Source organism: Novosphingobium sp. BAM6 (assembly GCF_057784955.1).
On the sequence record NZ_JBYNTR010000004.1, the window covers coordinates 109,461 to 124,143 of the forward strand.

Consider the following 14,683-nt stretch of genomic DNA (forward strand, 5'->3'; position numbering starts at 1 on the left):
TCCGTTATGCGGGGGGCTCGGCAAGTGCGCCTGCGATCCGTCGCAGTGCCTCGGCGAGCACGGCCTCGTCGGCCGCGAAACTGATGCGGAAGCCGTCGCGCCCGCCGAAGGCGGAGGCGGGAACGATGGCCACGCCGTGATCGAGCAGGTGCAGCGCCAGCGCGGTGTCATCGCCGAAGCGCGCCATCAGCGGCGCGGCATCGACCATGCAGTAGAACGCGCCGTCCGGCGTCGGGGTGAAGAGGCCGGGGATCGCGTTGATCGCGGCGACCACGGCATCGCGGCGGGCGCGGAACCGCTCTCGCCAGCCGATCAGGAACTCTTGCGGGCCTTCGAAGGCGGCGACGGCGGCGGCCTGGCTGATCGAGCAGGGATTGCCTGAAGAGTGCGACTGGAGCTTTTCCATCGCCGCGATCAGCCATTCCGGGCCTGCGGCAACGCCGATGCGAAAGCCGGTCATCGCGTGGCTTTTCGAAACGCCCGAGATCGTCAGCACCCGGTCGGCAAGGTCCGGGCAGAGGTTCGCCAGTGTCGCGTGCGCCTCTCCGGTATAGCCGAGCGGGGCGTAGATATCGTCGCTCATCACCATCACGCGCGGGTGACGGCGCAGCACTTCGCCAATGCCCAGCAGCAGGTCCGCCGGGTAATAGGCGCCGGTCGGGTTGCCGGGGCTGTTGAGCAGCAGCCACAGCGTGTTCGGGCCGATCTGCGCTTCGAGATCGGCGGGCGTGAAGCGGAAGTTGTCCTTCGCATGGGTGGTGAGCGGCACCACCTTGCCCCCTGCAAAGCGCACGATCTCGGGATAGCTGACCCACCAGGGCGAGGGCACGATCACTTCGTCGCCCTCGCTGATCGTGGCGAGCAGGGCATGGAAGATCGCCTGCTTGCCCCCGGCGCTGACGGTGATCTGCGAGGTCGGCACATCGATGCCCAGATCGCGCCGGAAATGCAGCGCGGCGGCTTTTTTCGCCTGCGCGCTGCCGCCAACGGCAGTGTACTTGGTCTGCCCGGCATCGAGCGCGGCCTTGGCTGCATCGAGCACATGGGCAGGCGTCGCGAAGTCCGGCTCGCCCACCGAGAGCGAGATGATGTCGACACCCTGTTCGCGCAGGGCAAAGGCGCGGTCGGTCATCGCCGTGGTCTGCGAGGGCGAGATGCGCGAAAGCGAGCGGGAGACGTGGATCATGCCAGAAGCCTTGCCGGGAGCAGGCCACGCAGCGCGTTGCCCACGAAGAAGCCGTCGGTCAGGTCGTCGAGACGAAGCTCTGCCTCCACCGCGCGACCCGAAGCCAGCAGCGAGGCGCGCAGCACGCCCGGCAGCAGGCCCAATGTGGCGGGCGGGGTCAGCAGAACGCCGTCTCGCTCGACGAAGATATTGGTGAAGGTGCCCTCGGTCAGCAGGCCGTCGTCGCGCAGGAACAGCGCCTCGTGCGCCCCGGCCTCGCGCGCCACCGCCAGCCCTGCTGCGTAGAAGCCGCGGTCGCTGGTCTTGTGGGCAAGACGCCAGTCACCGGCATCGACCGGCAGCGGCAGCACGCCGCAGATCAGCGGTTCGGGTAAGGTTTCGGGTAAGTCCGAGAGTTCGAGCGCATAGGCACCGGTGCGGCCCAGCACCAGACGCAGGCGCGAGGGCACGTCCGCCTCGAAGCACAGCGCCTGGATGGCATTGCGCACGGCGTGGCGATCGAACGCGAAGCCCAGCGCCAGCGCGCTGGCGCCGATCCGGGCGATATGCCCTTCGAGCAGCGCGATGCCCTCGTCGGGCGTGAACCGCATCGTCTCGATCAGATCGAGGCGCGCGGGCGCCTCCGGCCCTGCCGACTTTCGCACGAAACCCCCTTTGACCAGACACTCCCGCCATTCGGGAAGCGCTTGCGAATCGGCGACCACCGCCGAGCCCACTCCCAGCACCGCCCGGCCCCCGCTTGTCGGGCTGTCGGTCAGGCTGAGGGTGCGGATTGCCACATTGAAGGCTGCATCGCCAGAGGGTTCTACGAAACCGATGGCCCCGCAGTAGGCGCCGCGCGCGAAGCGTTCGGTTTGCGCGATCAGTTCCATCGCCCGGATTTTCGGCGCGCCGGTGATCGATCCGCAGGGAAACAGCGCGCGCAGGGCATCGAAGGCGCCAAGGCCGGGCTGCATCGTCGCGTTCACGGTGGAGACCATCTGGTGGACGGTGGGATAGCTCTCGATAGCGAAGGGCGCCTCGGCGATCACGCTGCCCGCCTGCGCCACGCGCGAGAGGTCGTTGCGCAACAGGTCGAGGATCATCAGGTTTTCCGAGCGATCCTTGGCACTGGCGCGGAGTTCGGCGGCAAGCGCCGCATCCTCGGCCTCGTCGCGACCGCGCGGACGGGTGCCTTTCATCGGACGCACGGTGATCGTTTCGCCGGACAGCGCGAAGAACAGCTCGGGCGAGAAGCTGAGCCACCATTCGCTGCCATCGTGCAGCAGGGCGCCGTATCCCGCCTCGGCATGGGCGCGGAGCCCCGCATAGAGCGCGACCGGATCGCCGCTCCACGGACCTGCCAGCGGGAAGGTCAGGTTCGCCTGATAGATGTCGCCCGCGTGGATCGCCTCCTGAATGGCAGCGAAGGCGCGGGCATAGTCGCCGGTGGAGATCTGCGGCTCCAGCGGTCCGATGGACGGACGGCCCGTTCCCGCGTGCGCGGCGAGCCATGCGGGAACATCCGAGGGTGCGATGGTCTCGCAGGTCTCGAAGGCGCCGAACCACAGCAGCGGCTGGGCCGTGCCCGCACGCTGTTCGAGCAGCGGTACGGTACGCGGCTCCAGCATCAGCCCGGCTTCGTAGGACAGCATCCCCGCCACATGCAGGCCCTGCTTCGAGAGCGCTTCCAGCCGGGCGATGGCGGGCAGCACGTCTGCCCCCTCCTGCGCGACCACGACTTCGACCGGGGCGCGATAGAGGCGCGCTGTGCGGCTCGCATCGGGGCGGGCATCGTCGAGCAGGAGGAAGGGATCGGGCATGGTCGCTGGGTTCTCGGTAGCAGGCGCGCGCCTTAGCGTTGTCTTGTCACGGTTGCAAAATACCGCTCGCCGCAGCCGCAACGGCACCCTATCCTCCCGCTGCTAGGGCAAGAAGCAGACGAGACAAGGCCAATGAGCGAGATATTTATCGGACTGGGCGGCAATGGCGAGCGGCAGGTGCTCGACCTTACGCGCGCGAACCGGCACGGCATGGTCGCCGGCGCCACCGGCACCGGCAAGACCGTCACGCTCCAGGCCATCGCGGAGCAGTTCTCCGCAGCAGGCGTGCCGGTGTTCCTGGCCGACGTGAAGGGCGATCTTTCGGGCATTGCGATGGCGGGAAGCCCGCAGTTCAAGCATGCCGACACGCTGGAGGCGCGCGCCAAGGAGATCGGCCTCACCGACTATGCCTACAGCGACAATCCGGCGGTGTTCTGGGACATTTACGGCGAGCAGGGCCATCCGGTGCGCACCACCATCTCGGAGATGGGGCCGCTGCTGCTCTCGCGCCTGATGAACCTCAACGAGACGCAGGAGGGCGTGCTCAACATCGTCTTCCGCTATGCCGACGAACAGGGCCTGTTGCTGCTCGATCTGGAAGACCTGCAGGCGATGCTGGCCTATTCCGCCGAGCACGCCGCCGAGCTTTCCGCCAAGTACGGCAATATCACCAAGGCCAGCGTCGGCACGATCCAGCGCCAGTTGCTCTCGCTCGAAAGCCAGGGCGCGGCGCAGTTCTTCGGTGAGCCCGCGCTGGAGATCAACGACTTCATCCGCTGCGACGAGCAGGGGCGCGGCATCGTCAATATCCTCGCTGCCGACAAGCTGATGCGCAGCCCCGGCCTCTACGCCACGTTCCTGCTGTGGTTGCTGTCCGAACTGTTCGAGGCGCTGCCCGAAGTGGGCGATCCCGAAAAGCCCAAACTGGTGTTCTTCTTCGACGAGGCCCACCTGCTGTTCGACGAGGCGCCCAAGGCGCTGGAGGACAAGGTGGAGCAGGTGGTGCGCCTGATCCGCTCCAAGGGCGTGGGCGTCTATTTCGTCACCCAGAACCCGATCGACGTGCCCGAGGACGTCGCAGGGCAGCTCGGCAACCGCGTCCAGCACGCGCTGCGCGCCTTCACCCCGCGTGACAAGCGGGCGATCAAGGCGGCGGCGGAGACGTTCCGCATCAACCCGCAACTCGATGTCGAGAGTGCGATCACCGAACTGAAAGTGGGCGAGGCGCTGGTCTCGACGCTCGATGGCGAGGGCGCGCCGTCGGTGGTGCAGCGGACTCTCGTGGCGCCGCCGCGCTCGCGGCTGGGGCCGGTGAGCGACAAGGAACGCGCGGTGATCCAGTCGGTCAGCCCCTTCGCGGGCAAGTACGACACCCGCGTCAATCGCGAGAGCGCCGAGGAAGTGCTGGCGGCCAAGGCGGCGGATGCCGCGGCGACGGGCGCGGAAGTGGCCGACAAGGGGCGCGAGGAAGTCGGCAAGCGGGAACGCATCAGTCCCGGTCTGTGGGACGGCATCGGCGGCAAGGTCGCCAAGGCGGCGGCTGGCGCTGCGGCGGCCAGCGCGGGCTCGATCCTGGCGCAGACGATCCAGGGCAAGACCAGCCGTGCCAGCCCCAAGGCTTCGGCCGCCAGCGCGGCGGCGGGCGCGATCGGCGATACGCTGGGCCGCGCGGTGGGTTTTCCGGGGCTTGGCCGCTTCGCACGCAACCTGATCGGCGGGCTGATGCGCTGAGGTGAGCGCGGGCTGGGTTCAATCCCGGCCCGTACTCTCGATCAGTCCGAGGGGATTTCCAGCCGCGCCGTCAGGCCGACGATGGCGCCTCGCGCGTCGCGGCGGTTCGACAGCCTGAGCGCGCCGCCGTGCTGGTCGGCAATCGCGCGGGCAAGGGCAAGGCCCAGCCCCGCGCCGCCGGTGGCCGAATTGCGCGATGGATCGCCACGCGTGAAAGCGTTCATCATCAGGTCGATGTCCGCCTCGGGAATGCCGGGGCCGTCATCGTCGATCAGGATCACCGCGCGGCCCTGTTCGTGCTCCAGCGAGACGCGCGCGGTCTGGCCGTAGCGCAGGGCATTGCTGATAAGGTTGCGCAGCGCGCGGCGCAGCCATGTCGGGCGCACTTGCGCGGCGATGCGGCGCGTATCGAGCAGATCGACCGGCTCGCCCATGTCCTCGTATTCCTCGACCACCGAGATCACCAGCGAGGAGACTTCGGTACGCTCGATCGGATCACTCGGGCGGCCGACGCGGGCGAGCGAGAGAATGTCGTCGAGCGTGTGGACGATATCCTCGATGGTCATCGCCATGCGGGCGCGCTCGGTCTCGTCCTCGACCGATTCGATGCGGACGCGCAGCGCGGTCAGCGGCGTCTTCAGGTCATGCCCGATGGCGCCGAGCATCACGTCCTTTTCGTCCAGCATGGCCGAAATGCGCGATTCCATGGCGTTGTGGGCCTCGATCAGGCGGCGCATGTCTTCCGGGCCGGTCGGCTCCAGCTGATGCCGGACCTCGGGCGCGACGGCGAAGGCTTCAACACGCTTCGTGAGTGCCGCCAGCGGCCGGGTGATCCGGCGCAGGATCAGTGCCACTGCGCCGACCAGCACGATGTAGATCACCAGCGTCTGGAGGATGATCGGCACCAGCAGCATGTTGGCGGCCTGGGGGCTGCGGACCCGCGAGACCAGCCAGCTGCCGTTGCCGGTCGGTCGCACGCCGACAACCAGCAGATGATCGGCGAGCATGTTCTTCACCATGTCGGCGGAGAGATTCAGCCGTTCTGCCCGGTGGCGCGTGCTCTGCGCCGCGAAGGGATCGCTCGCCACGGTGCGATGCAGGACGACGATTTCGCTTGCCGGGAAGTTCTGGTTCTTGAGGATCTGGCGAAGGATGCCCTCGGCATGGGCGTCGCGCGTTTCGCCCTGCTTCTGCGGGGAATTGGTGCTGTATTCCAGACGGAAGCCGCGCGGCGGTGGTCCGCTGAACGGACCGCCCGGTCCACCGGGGCCGCCGTCACTGCCATCGCGATTGCGGTGGTGTCCGAAGGAACCCGGTCCGCGCGTCTCGTTGAGCAGGTTGAACGTCGCCCCGTTGAGCATGCCCGCCTCGTAGCCGTCGCGCTGGGCGCGATAGACCAGCGCGGCGCCGAGGCCCTGCACCAGCAGCAGCGCGGCGGCGACGGCCAGCAGCATCTGCCCCATCAGGCTGTGGGGGCGGGGCAGGCTGAAACGGCGAGTCGTGCTGGCGGTCATCGGGCGATCGTCACTCCGGCAGTGTTCATTCGGGCGCCTGTGGCCCGTTTCATTCGGGTGCCTGCGGCACCTTGCGCACGTCGGCTGCCAGCATGTAGCCGCCGCCCCACACGGTCTGGATCATCTGCGGATTGCGGCTGTCGACCTCGATCTTGCGACGCAGGCGGCTGACCTGATTGTCCACCGCGCGGTCGAACAGGTGCGCCTCGCGGCCCTGCACCATGTCGAGCAGGCGGTCGCGGTTGAGCACCTGACGCGGGTGTTCGAGGAAGGCCATCAGCAGCCGGAACTCGACCGAGGAGATCGCCACGGTGGCGCCGTCGGGATCGGTCAGGCGGCGCTTGAGCGGATCGAGGCGCCAGTTCTCGAACATCAGGTCCTCGTTCTCGACCGCAGGCGTGGGCACGCGCGAGGCCCGGCGCAGCACCGAGCGGATGCGGGCGACCAGTTCGCGCGGCTCGAACGGCTTGACCACGTAATCGTCGGCGCCGATTTCCAGCCCGACGATCCGGTCGGTCGCCTCGGCACGCGCGGTGAGGAAGATCACCGGGGTATCCTTGGCCTCGACCAGATGGCGGCACAGCGAAAGGCCGTCCTCGCCCGGCATCATGATGTCGAGCAGCACCAGTTCGTAGGATGTATCGCGCAGGCGCGAGCGGGCCTCTGCGGCGTTCGAGCACTGGTCGAGCGTGAACCCCTGGCGCGAGAGGTACTCGGCCAGAGGTTCGCGAAGGGCAGCCTCATCGTCGACAAGCAGCAGTCGGGGCAGCGCGGTATCGTTCATCACACTCCTGTTCCGCGCCCGCCGGTCACTGGCCGGGCGCCTGCTGGGCGGCTTCGGGCCGGTCGCCGTCGCGACGGTCCTTGCGCTCCATCCTCATTTTCTGGAACGCCGCCTGACGCTCCGCCTTGGTTACAGTGCCATCGTGGTTCGCGTCGAGCATGTCAAAGCGCTTGAGCGCGGCCGCGACGAATTCCGCCTTGCTGACGGCACCATCGCCATTGGTATCGGCCTTGCGCTCCATATCTCTGGCCATGCCCATGGGGCCCATCGGGCCATGACCATGCGGCGGGCCCTTGCGACCATGCCAGTCGCCATGATGCGGGCCGGGCTGTCCGTCCTGCGCGCCGGGCGGCGGGGGAGGCGGCGGCGTACCGTCATCGCCATCGGGGCCGCCGGGAGGCGGAGGCGGCATGTCGCCCTGCGGACCGCCATCGGGGCCATGATCGCCCTTTGGTCCATGGTCGCCATGCGGACCATGGTCGGCCATGAATTCGGCCTTGGAGATCGAGCCGTCGTGATTGGTGTCGAGGCGGTCGAACATCTTTTCGCGCATCTGCTGGCGCATCAGTTCGCGATCGGCCTTGTCGAGCTTGCCGTCGTGGTTGACGTCGAGGCGGTCGAACAGCTTCTCGGCGCGGGCCTGCGCTTCGGCGCGGGTTTCATCAGCCATCATCGGGCCGTGTCGTTCGCTGCCGGGGCCGTCGGGGGGCGGGCCATCGGGCGCCTGCGCATAGGCGAAACCGCCAAGGGAAAGTGCTGCGACCGAGAGGCCGAGCGAGAACTTGAGCATTCCAGTCATCGCGTGTCCCAATCCAACGTTAAAGTTTTCGGGAAAGCCGCGCGGCCAGTGAGGGGGTGGGGGGAAGTACCGCCGCGCGACTTTCTGATGTCCCGTCTAAAGAGGGACTGTCGCGCAGGTATCCCGGCAGAGCGCTTTATTGTCGCGATTTGTCACACGGGGGAACGGTCGTTCATTTTGCAGCAAAGTCCCGTAAAGATGGGCGTCAGTGTCGCCCGCGATGCCGGGTGCCTTGACCCGAGGTCACGAACAGTGCCTCTGCCGGGCCAAGCGTATTGGCGGTGTGCCACACGCCTGCGGGATTGATCGCGTACTGGCCGGGTTCGAGCTCAATCCGCCGCTGTCCGCCTTCGGGCAGCTCCTGCCACAAGGTGAACGCGCCGGAGAGGCACACGACCAGCTCGTCGCCGTCGGGGTGCATTTCCCACATCGCCCAGTCCTCGGCGAAGGCGTGGACCGAGACGAGGTGCCCGGCTGCACCGTCCTTCGCGGTGCTGGTCGCATAGTCCTCGTACCACCCCGCGCTGCCGGTGAAGGCTGCAAGCATGGCCGCGCCGCCCTTGCTGTCGAGATGGACGGGAAATTCGGAGAGCAGGGGCGCAGCCGGGGCTTCGGCGGACGGATGATCGTCTTGGAAGCCCCGGTTGCCCATCGCTATCAGGCCCTCAGAGCGCGGCGCACTGCGCGTCGAGCCAGGCGAGCGCCTCACCTTCGAGCTGCGGGGCGATGATCGCGTGGACCTGTGCGTGGTAATCGTTCCACCACGCGATCTCGGCGGGCGTCAGCAGGCCGGTATCGACCAGACGACGCTCGATCGGCACGAAGGTCAGGGTCTCGAAGCCGTAGTACTCGCCTTCCATCCCGGCGATGTCACGCTGTTCGACGAGCACGAGGTTCTCGATACGGATGCCGAATTCGCCGCTCTTGTAGTAGCCCGGCTCGTTCGAGATGATCATGCCGGGGCGCAGATCCTGCATGGTCCCGGCCTGTCCACCGGCAGGCTTGGCGATGCGCTGCGGGCCTTCGTGGACCGCCAGGAAGCTGCCGACGCCGTGGCCGGTGCCGTGGGCATAGTCGATCCCCGCCGACCACAGCGCATGGCGCGCCAGCACGTCGAGCTGGCCGCCGGTCGTGCCCTTGGGGAACACCGCCGTGGCGATGGCGATATGGCCCTTGAGGACGCGGGTGAAGCGGTCCTTCATTTCCGCCGTGGGCTCGGCGCCCGTGGGCGTATCGACCCAGACGGTGCGGGTGATATCGGTGGTGCCGTCGGGGTACTGGCCGCCCGAATCGACCAGATAGATGCTGCCCGGCGCCAGCGTCAGGCTGCTTTCGTCGCTCACCCGGTAGTGCGGGATTGCGGCATTAGGCCCCGCGCCCGAGATCGTGTCGAACGAGAGGTCGCGCAGGTCGCCGCAGGCCTCGCGGAAGGCGTGGAGGCGGTCCGATGCGCTCATTTCGGTGACGGTGCCCTTGGGTGCCTCGACGCTCAGCCAGTGGAGGAAGCGCGAGACGGCGGCGCCGTCGCGATGTTGCGCATCGCGGTGGCCCTGCTGCTCGACCGGGTTCTTGATCGCCTTGGGCAGCACGCACGGATCGCTCGCCTCGACGACGATCGCGCCCGACTGGTGCAGGCGCTCGAAGATCGCGGCGACCGCGCTCTGCGGATCGAGACCGACGCGCAGCCCCGCCAGCGCGTCGAGCCCGGCGACGAAATCGTCACGGTTGGCGATCTTCACCGCGTTGCCCAGATGCTGGCGCAGTTCGGGCGTGACTTTCGCCTCGGCGATGAACAGCTCGGCGGTGCCGTCCCTGCGCGCGATCACGTAAGACAGCGCCACCGGGGTACGGTCCACATCGGCACCGCGAATGTTGAGCAGCCAGGCGATCGAATCGAGCGCGGTGACGATCGTCGCGTCGAGGCCCTGTTCGGCCAGCCATTCGGAGACGGCGGCGCGCTTGGCCTCGCTCGATACGCCGGCCAGCGCATCGGGCTGGACGAAGGCGAGCGCGGGCGAGGGCAGCGGCTGGTCTTCCCACACCGCGTCGATCGGGTTGGTTTCCACCGCGACGAGCTTGCCGCCCTTTGCGGCGATGGCTGAATCGGCAGCCTCGACCCACTTCGATCCGTGCAGCCAGGCGTCGTAACCGATCACCGCACCTTGCGGGGCGTGCTGCTTCAGCCACTCGGCAGCGCTGGTCTGCGGCACGCTTTCATAGGCATAGAAGCGTCCGTCCACCTGATCGCGAACCTGCAGGGTATAGCGCCCGTCCACGAACATCGCGGCGGCGGGAGAGAGCGCGGCGTCGGTCAGCACCACGGCGGTTCCGGCCGAGCCGCCGAAGCCGGTCAGCCAGGCAAGGCGCTGGGCATAGCCGCCGACGTATTCGCTCATGTGCTCGTCCGAGATCGGGATCACGAAGCCGTCGAGGCCGCGCGATTTCAGCTCCTTGCGCAGGGCATCGAGACGGGCTTCGTGGGTATTCATCAGCATGGGTTTTGGTATCCGACTTGCGGGTGTGATGCGGCCAACATAGATGGTGGTGATGGTCAATTCCACCCAGACCCTGTCCGGTCCTCCATCGGCGGTGAAAAAACCGCACTCCTTCACCCATCACGGACGCACCGTGGCCGACGATTACGCCTGGCTGCGCGATCCCGGCTACCCGGAGGTGAAGGATGCCGAGGTGCTGGCGCATCTGGAGGCGGAGAACGGCTGGTTCGAGCACCGCATGGCGCCGCATCAGGGCCGGATCGACGCGCTGTTCACCGAAATGCGCGGGCGCATCAAGGAAGCCGACACCTCGGTGCCGCAGAAGGATGGCGACTGGCTCTACTGGATCGAGTTCGAGGAAGGCGCCGAATACAAGAAGTGGTGGCGCCGCGCTGTCTCGGCGGGCGACGATGCTTCCGCGAACGAGCTGATCCTCGATGAAGTGGCGCTGGCCGAGGGGCTGGAATACTTCCGCCTCGGCGCCATCGCCACCAGCAACGACGGGCGCCTGCTGGCCTATTCGGTGGACGACAACGGCTCCGAGCGGTTCACCGCGCGGATCAAGAACCTGGAAACCGGCGAGCTTCTGGCGGACGAGATTCCCGGCACGCTGTCGGGTCTGGTCTGGGTCGCAGGCGACAAGGGCATCGTCTATTCGCTCGCCAACGAGCAGTGGCGTACCGACAACGCCCGCCTGCACTGGCTGGGCGAGCCGCTCGACAAGGATGTCGAGCTGTTCCACGAGGATGACGAGGGCTTCCGCGTCGGCGCCTCGCTGTCCGCCAATGAGGAATGGCTGCTGATCGGGACCAGCGATCACGAGACCAGCGAAGTGCGTCTGGTCCGCGCCGCCGATCCGCTGGGCGAGCAGATCCTTGTGCGCGAACGCGTCAAGGGCGTGGAATACGATGTCGACGTCCACACCGACACGCTGTTCATCCACACCAACCACACGCACGAGAACTTCGCGCTGGCGACCGCGCCGCTCGCCGATCCGTCGAACTGGACGGTGGTGATCGAGGGGACGGACCACTTCTACCTCACCGGCGTCGACGTGTTCCGCGACTTCTACGTGATCGAGGGCCGCGAGCGCGGGCTCGACCGGATCGAGGTGCGCTATTACGACGATCCCGCACGGATCGAGCCGATCGCCTTCGCCGATGCCAGCTATTCGGCAGGCCTTGGCAGCAATCCCGAATGGCATGTCGAGAAGCTGCGGCTGTCCTACGAATCGATGGTGATGCCCAGCTCCGTGCTCGATTACGAGGTGGCGACGGGCAAATTCGAGACGCTCAAGGTCCAGGAAATCCCCTCGGGCTACGACGCCGATCTCTACGCCACCGAGCGGCTGGAAATCACCGCGCGCGACGGTACCGCGATTCCGGTCTCGATCATGTATCGCAAGGACCGCGCGGAGAACGGCAACGGAGCCGGCCCGCTGCACCTCTATGGCTATGGCGCCTACGGCATCAGCATCGATCCGGGTTTCTCGACCACGCGGCTCAGCCTTGTCGATCGCGGCTTCGCCTATGCCATCGCGCATATCCGGGGCGGCGACGACATGGGCCGCGCCTGGTACAAGGCGGGCAAGCTGGAGCGCCGGACCAACACGTTCAACGATTTCGTGGACGTCGCCAAGGGGCTGGTCGACCTCGGCTTCACCGCGCCGGGCCAGATCAGCATCTCGGGCGGTTCTGCGGGCGGCGAGCTGATGGGCGCTGTCATCAATTCCGATCCCGAGCTGTGGGGCGCGGTCGTCGCGCATGTGCCCTTCGTCGACGTGCTCAACACGATGCTCGACGAAAGCCTGCCCCTGACGCCGGGCGAGTGGCCCGAATGGGGCAACCCGATCGAGGACGAAGCCGCCTTCGACCTGATCCTGAGCTATTCGCCCTACGATCAGGTCTCGGCGCAAGCCTATCCGCCGCTGATGGTGACGGCAGGCCTCAACGACCCGCGTGTGACCTACTGGGAGCCCGCCAAGTGGGTCGCGAAGCTGCGCGAGTTGAAGACGGACGGCAACGAGCTGATCCTCAAGACCAATATGGGTGCAGGCCACGGCGGCAAGTCCGGGCGCTTTGAAAGCCTGAAGGAAACGGCGGAGGAATTCGCCTTCATCCTGTGGCAGCTGGGCATCGAAGGTTAAGTCTGCCGCTTTCTCCCCTCCCCTTCAGGGGAGGGGCAGGGGGTGGGGGATTGCCTCTATCGCAAAGGTACGATCATTGAGCGCCGATCGCTTCACACTGACCTTCACCGCGCAGGCAGAGCACATCGATGTGATGGGCCACGTCAACAACGCGGTGTGGGTGCAGTGGATGGAAGCGATGGCCACCGCGCACTGGGAAGCGGTGGCACCGCCCGAGCATCAGGCGGTATGGGCCTGGGTCGTCACCCGGCACGAGATCGACTATCGCGGCAATATCCGCGAGGGCGAGAGTGTGACCGGGGAGACGTGGATTCCCGAGGGGCCGCAGGGCGCGCGGTTCGACCGCTGCGTCGCCTTTCGCAACGCGGCGGGCAAGGTGATCATCTCGGCACGCACGACATGGGCGCTGATCGAGATCGCCAGCGGCAGGCTCCACCGCATCCCGCCCGAGGTCGCCGCGCCTTTCGCGCCGGTGGAGGGATAGACCCTCCTATCTCGGCTGGCCCTATCTCGGCTGAGGCGAGGTGATGATCCGGTCCTGCGCGACGCGCAAGGTGCCCGCCTCGAACTGGGCGGCGAAGCGTTCCTCGTCGTTGGTGCGGTACATCGCCTCGGCGCGCTCGATCTCCTGCACCGAAAGGCCCATGCCCTCCAGCGCCTGACGGGCGAGCACCACGGCGGATTCGACCACTTCGCGCACCATGAACGTCACGGGTGCCTCGTGCAGGCGCAGCACGGTGCGGCGGTCGAAGGCGCGCACGTGGATCGCGGCCTGCGGGAAGGCGGTGTTGACCGAGCGCAGGAATTCCTCGTCCAGCTGGTCCCCGTCCATGCAGAAGGCGATCAGCTGCGCATCCGCCGCGCCTGCCTGCCGCAGCAGGTCGATGCGGCGACCATCGCCGAAATAGACCTTGGCACCGAAGTTTCCGGCAATGTCGATCATCTCGATGTCGGTGTCGATCAGCGTCACCTCGATATCGGCGGCATTGAGGATCTGGCCGACGGTCTGCCCGAAGCGGCCATAGCCGACGACCAGCGCGCTGGCGCCGTCGGCGTTGGGGCCTTCGCGGGTCTCGGCCTTGCCCTGCGGCGCCTCGCGGATGCGGCGCGTGGCCATCATCAGGAACGGCGTCGTCACCATCGAGAGGGTGACGATGGCGCTGAACAGGCTGGAGGCTTCGGGGGCGATCAGGCGCGCGTCCTGCGCCTGTGCGAACAGTACGAAGCCGAACTCGCCGCCCTGGCTCAGCAGCAGGCCGAAAGCCAGCGCCTGCCGCCAGGGCATGCGGAACAGCATGCCAAGCCCGGTGATGATGCCGCCCTTCGCCGCGATCAGCGCCACGGCCATCGCGATCACGAAGACCGGTCGCTCGGCAATGGCGGACAGGTCCAGCATCATGCCCACCGACATGAAGAACAGGCCCAGCAGGATCGAGCGGAACGGCTCGACATCGGCTTCCAGCTCGTGGCGATAGGGGCTGTCGGCCAGCATGACCCCGGCGATGAAGGCGCCCAGCGCGGTCGAGAGGCCCAGGTACTGCATCAGCGCGGCAGCGGCGATCACCGTGAACAGCGCGGCGAACACGAACATCTCGCGCTCGCCCAGATTGCCGATCAGGCGGAACAGCGGGCGGATCACGAAGCGCCCGGCAACGATCAGGCCGACGATCGCGGCGACCGTCGTCAGCGCCAGCTGCCAGCCCGGAGGGCCTGCGGGCAGGTCCGGGTTTCGGTTCAGCGCGGCGATGAAGGTGATCATCGGGATGATCGAGAGATCCTGGAACAGCAGCACGGCAAAGGCACGCTCGCCCATCGGGGTATGCAGGCGGCCCGCGCTCTGGAGCATCGGCAGGACCTGCGCGGTCGAGGACAGCGCCAGCGGCAGGCCCAGCGCCAGCGAAGCGTCGAGACTGAAACCAACCACGAAATGCAGGATGCCGGTGATGGCAAGGCCGCAGAGCACCACCTGCAAAAGGCCAAGCCCGAAGATCTCGTGTCGCATCTGCCACAGGCGGCGCGGCGCCAGTTCCAGCCCGACGATGAACAGCAGCAGGGTGATCCCCAGCTCGGCAATGCCCATCTTACCTTGTGCATCGCCGACGAGGCCCAGCGCATAAGGCCCCAGAATGGCACCGGCGAGCAGATAGCCCAGCGTCGCACCCAGACCCAGCTTGCGGAACAAAAGGACGAACAGCAGGGCCGTGCCCAGCAGCATCGTGCCTTCGG

At 67.3% G+C, this 14,683-nt stretch carries 11 protein-coding genes; 3 read left to right on the forward strand and 8 right to left on the reverse strand.

All coding sequences use genetic code 11. The features are described from left to right. Positions 1-4 precede the first annotated feature (4 nt). Positions 5-1,183, reverse strand: coding sequence for a pyridoxal phosphate-dependent aminotransferase (locus AC3EC3_RS13690; protein ID WP_488490257.1), 1,179 nt, complete (start codon positions 1,181-1,183; stop codon positions 5-7). Continuing rightward, positions 1,183-2,988, reverse strand: a complete 1,806-nt coding sequence (gene pabB / locus AC3EC3_RS13695) for an aminodeoxychorismate synthase component I (protein ID WP_488490160.1) — start codon at positions 2,986-2,988, stop codon at positions 1,183-1,185. Before pabB ends, AC3EC3_RS13690 begins: the two co-directional genes overlap by 1 nt. 132 nt (positions 2,989-3,120) lie before the next feature. Here pabB and AC3EC3_RS13700 point away from each other — a divergent pair, with 132 nt between their 5' ends. Next, complete coding sequence (locus AC3EC3_RS13700) at positions 3,121-4,719, forward strand: helicase HerA-like domain-containing protein (protein ID WP_488490161.1); 1,599 nt, start codon at positions 3,121-3,123, stop codon at positions 4,717-4,719. A 41-nt stretch (positions 4,720-4,760) separates the two neighbouring features. Here the strand turns inward: AC3EC3_RS13700 and AC3EC3_RS13705 are convergent, their stop codons facing one another. The 5 genes from AC3EC3_RS13705 to AC3EC3_RS13725 all read right to left on the reverse strand — a co-directional run bounded on the left by AC3EC3_RS13705 (position 4,761) and on the right by AC3EC3_RS13725 (position 10,311). After that, complete coding sequence (locus AC3EC3_RS13705) at positions 4,761-6,233, reverse strand: ATP-binding protein (protein WP_488490162.1); 1,473 nt, start codon at positions 6,231-6,233, stop codon at positions 4,761-4,763. A gap of 49 nt (positions 6,234-6,282) precedes the next feature. Further along, positions 6,283-7,017 (reverse strand): response regulator, encoded by a 735-nt coding sequence (locus AC3EC3_RS13710; protein ID WP_488490163.1) that lies wholly within the window; start codon positions 7,015-7,017, stop codon positions 6,283-6,285. A gap of 25 nt (positions 7,018-7,042) precedes the next feature. Beyond that, positions 7,043-7,816 carry an EF-hand domain-containing protein gene (locus tag AC3EC3_RS13715; RefSeq protein ID WP_488490164.1) on the reverse strand — a complete coding sequence of 258 codons (774 nt, stop codon included), beginning with the start codon at positions 7,814-7,816 and terminating at the stop codon, positions 7,043-7,045. Between the two features lie 205 nt (positions 7,817-8,021). After that, on the reverse strand, positions 8,022-8,468 hold the full coding sequence (locus AC3EC3_RS13720) for a cupin domain-containing protein (RefSeq protein ID WP_488490165.1): 447 nt from the start codon (positions 8,466-8,468) through the stop codon (positions 8,022-8,024). Positions 8,469-8,481: 13 nt separating this feature from the next. After that, a complete protein-coding gene (locus AC3EC3_RS13725; RefSeq protein WP_488490166.1) occupies positions 8,482-10,311 on the reverse strand; it encodes an aminopeptidase P family protein in 1,830 nt (609 codons plus the stop codon). A gap of 52 nt (positions 10,312-10,363) precedes the next feature. Between AC3EC3_RS13725 and AC3EC3_RS13730 the strand changes: the two genes are divergently transcribed. Both AC3EC3_RS13730 and AC3EC3_RS13735 read left to right on the forward strand, forming a co-directional pair. Beyond that, entirely contained in the window at positions 10,364-12,457 is a 2,094-nt protein-coding gene (locus tag AC3EC3_RS13730; protein WP_488490167.1) for a S9 family peptidase, read from the forward strand. A gap of 76 nt (positions 12,458-12,533) precedes the next feature. Next, on the forward strand, positions 12,534-12,941 hold the full coding sequence (locus tag AC3EC3_RS13735; protein WP_488490168.1) for an acyl-CoA thioesterase: 408 nt from the start codon (positions 12,534-12,536) through the stop codon (positions 12,939-12,941). A gap of 21 nt (positions 12,942-12,962) precedes the next feature. Here AC3EC3_RS13735 and AC3EC3_RS13740 read toward each other — a convergent pair whose 3' ends face one another. Further along, positions 12,963-14,672: a cation:proton antiporter domain-containing protein gene (locus AC3EC3_RS13740; RefSeq protein ID WP_488490258.1), complete on the reverse strand. Its 1,710-nt coding sequence runs from the start codon at positions 14,670-14,672 to the stop codon at positions 12,963-12,965. Positions 14,673-14,683: the final 11 nt, after the last annotated feature.

What these genes read in the sequence shown, in the direction of transcription:
- pabB (WP_488490160.1), bottom strand. Translation starts at nt 2,988, where the DNA reads ATGCCCGATCCCTTCCTCCTGCTCGACGATGCCCGCCCCGATGCGAGC.
- AC3EC3_RS13700 (WP_488490161.1), top strand. Translation starts at nt 3,121, where the DNA reads ATGAGCGAGATATTTATCGGACTGGGCGGCAATGGCGAGCGGCAGGTG.
- AC3EC3_RS13705 (WP_488490162.1), bottom strand. Translation starts at nt 6,233, where the DNA reads ATGACCGCCAGCACGACTCGCCGTTTCAGCCTGCCCCGCCCCCACAGC.
- AC3EC3_RS13710 (WP_488490163.1), bottom strand. Translation starts at nt 7,017, where the DNA reads ATGAACGATACCGCGCTGCCCCGACTGCTGCTTGTCGACGATGAGGCT.
- AC3EC3_RS13715 (WP_488490164.1), bottom strand. Translation starts at nt 7,816, where the DNA reads ATGACTGGAATGCTCAAGTTCTCGCTCGGCCTCTCGGTCGCAGCACTT.
- AC3EC3_RS13720 (WP_488490165.1), bottom strand. Translation starts at nt 8,468, where the DNA reads ATGGGCAACCGGGGCTTCCAAGACGATCATCCGTCCGCCGAAGCCCCG.
- AC3EC3_RS13725 (WP_488490166.1), bottom strand. Translation starts at nt 10,311, where the DNA reads ATGCTGATGAATACCCACGAAGCCCGTCTCGATGCCCTGCGCAAGGAG.
- AC3EC3_RS13730 (WP_488490167.1), top strand. Translation starts at nt 10,364, where the DNA reads ATGGTCAATTCCACCCAGACCCTGTCCGGTCCTCCATCGGCGGTGAAA.
- AC3EC3_RS13740 (WP_488490258.1), bottom strand. Translation starts at nt 14,672, where the DNA reads ATGCTGCTGGGCACGGCCCTGCTGTTCGTCCTTTTGTTCCGCAAGCTG.